The 1,866-nt window shown below is 55.7% G+C and carries 1 rRNA gene; it reads left to right on the top strand.

Going from position 1 to position 1,866, the window contains the following annotated elements:
- Positions 1 to 230: 230 nt before the first annotated feature.
- Positions 231 to 1,753 (top strand): 16S ribosomal RNA (locus IEX37_RS15800).
- The last annotated feature ends 113 nt before the right edge of the window (positions 1,754 to 1,866 follow it).

The raw sequence follows: 1,866 nt of genomic DNA, 5'->3' as shown, positions 1-1,866 counted from the left end.
GAGAAGTTGCCCCGGAGGGCTGCGGCGGGAGTCGCAGGGCTGGGAGCATCCGATCCTTGAGAACTCAACAGCGTGCACTTGTCAAATGCCAAATAACCTCGTCGGCTGACCTTTTTGGTTGGTCGTTGGGATTCCTTTGGATCAATTTTGGAAGTCAGTTTTGACATCCGTTTTTGGTCAGTTTCAAACTCGCTGCTTCACTGTTTTCCCGGTGGGGTATGCATTTTTTCTTTACGGAGAGTTTGATCCTGGCTCAGGATGAACGCTGGCGGCGTGCTTAACACATGCAAGTCGAACGGTGAAGCTCCAGCTTGCTGGAGTGGATCAGTGGCGAACGGGTGAGTAACACGTGAGCAACCTGCCCCGGACTCTGGGATAACAGTTGGAAACAGCTGCTAATACCGGATACGCACCAGAGCGGCATCGTTACTGGTGGGAAAGATTTTTTGGTCTGGGATGGGCTCGCGGCCTATCAGCTTGTTGGTGAGGTAATGGCTCACCAAGGCGTCGACGGGTAGCCGGCCTGAGAGGGTGACCGGCCACACTGGGACTGAGACACGGCCCAGACTCCTACGGGAGGCAGCAGTGGGGAATATTGCACAATGGGCGAAAGCCTGATGCAGCAACGCCGCGTGAGGGATGACGGCCTTCGGGTTGTAAACCTCTTTTAGCAGGGAAGAAGCGAGAGTGACGGTACCTGCAGAAAAAGCGCCGGCTAACTACGTGCCAGCAGCCGCGGTAATACGTAGGGCGCAAGCGTTATCCGGAATTATTGGGCGTAAAGAGCTCGTAGGCGGTTTGTCGCGTCTGCTGTGAAAACCCGAGGCTCAACCTCGGGCCTGCAGTGGGTACGGGCAGACTAGAGTGCGGTAGGGGAGATTGGAATTCCTGGTGTAGCGGTGGAATGCGCAGATATCAGGAGGAACACCGATGGCGAAGGCAGATCTCTGGGCCGTAACTGACGCTGAGGAGCGAAAGGGTGGGGAGCAAACAGGCTTAGATACCCTGGTAGTCCACCCCGTAAACGTTGGGAACTAGTTGTGGGGGCCTTTCCACGGTCTCCGTGACGCAGCTAACGCATTAAGTTCCCCGCCTGGGGAGTACGGCCGCAAGGCTAAAACTCAAAGGAATTGACGGGGACCCGCACAAGCGGCGGAGCATGCGGATTAATTCGATGCAACGCGAAGAACCTTACCAAGGCTTGACATATAGAGGAAAGGGCTGGAAACAGTCCCCCCGCAAGGTCTCTATACAGGTGGTGCATGGTTGTCGTCAGCTCGTGTCGTGAGATGTTGGGTTAAGTCCCGCAACGAGCGCAACCCTCGTTCTATGTTGCCAGCACGTAATGGTGGGAACTCATGGGATACTGCCGGGGTCAACTCGGAGGAAGGTGGGGATGACGTCAAATCATCATGCCCCTTATGTCTTGGGCTTCACGCATGCTACAATGGCCGGTACAAAGGGCTGCGATACCGTAAGGTGGAGCGAATCCCAAAAAGCCGGTCCCAGTTCGGATTGAGGTCTGCAACTCGACCTCATGAAGTCGGAGTCGCTAGTAATCGCAGATCAGCAACGCTGCGGTGAATACGTTCCCGGGTCTTGTACACACCGCCCGTCAAGTCATGAAAGTCGGTAACACCTGAAGCCGGTGGCCTAACCCTTGTGGAGGGAGCCGTCGAAGGTGGGATCGGTAATTAGGACTAAGTCGTAACAAGGTAGCCGTACCGGAAGGTGCGGCTGGATCACCTCCTTTCTAAGGAGCATCTGAACCGGTTTTTCCGGTTCCAGGGCCCGCTTCGAGCGAATGTCTCGGAGGGGTTTGCTCATGGGTGGAACATTTGACATGCCGTCAGCGCAGCTGACTCC

This window comes from Microbacterium album (genome assembly GCF_014643695.1).
In the GTDB taxonomy this organism is placed as follows: Bacteria; Actinomycetota; Actinomycetes; order Actinomycetales; family Microbacteriaceae; genus Microbacterium; species Microbacterium album.
This window is presented reverse-complemented; position numbering and strand designations above follow the sequence as displayed.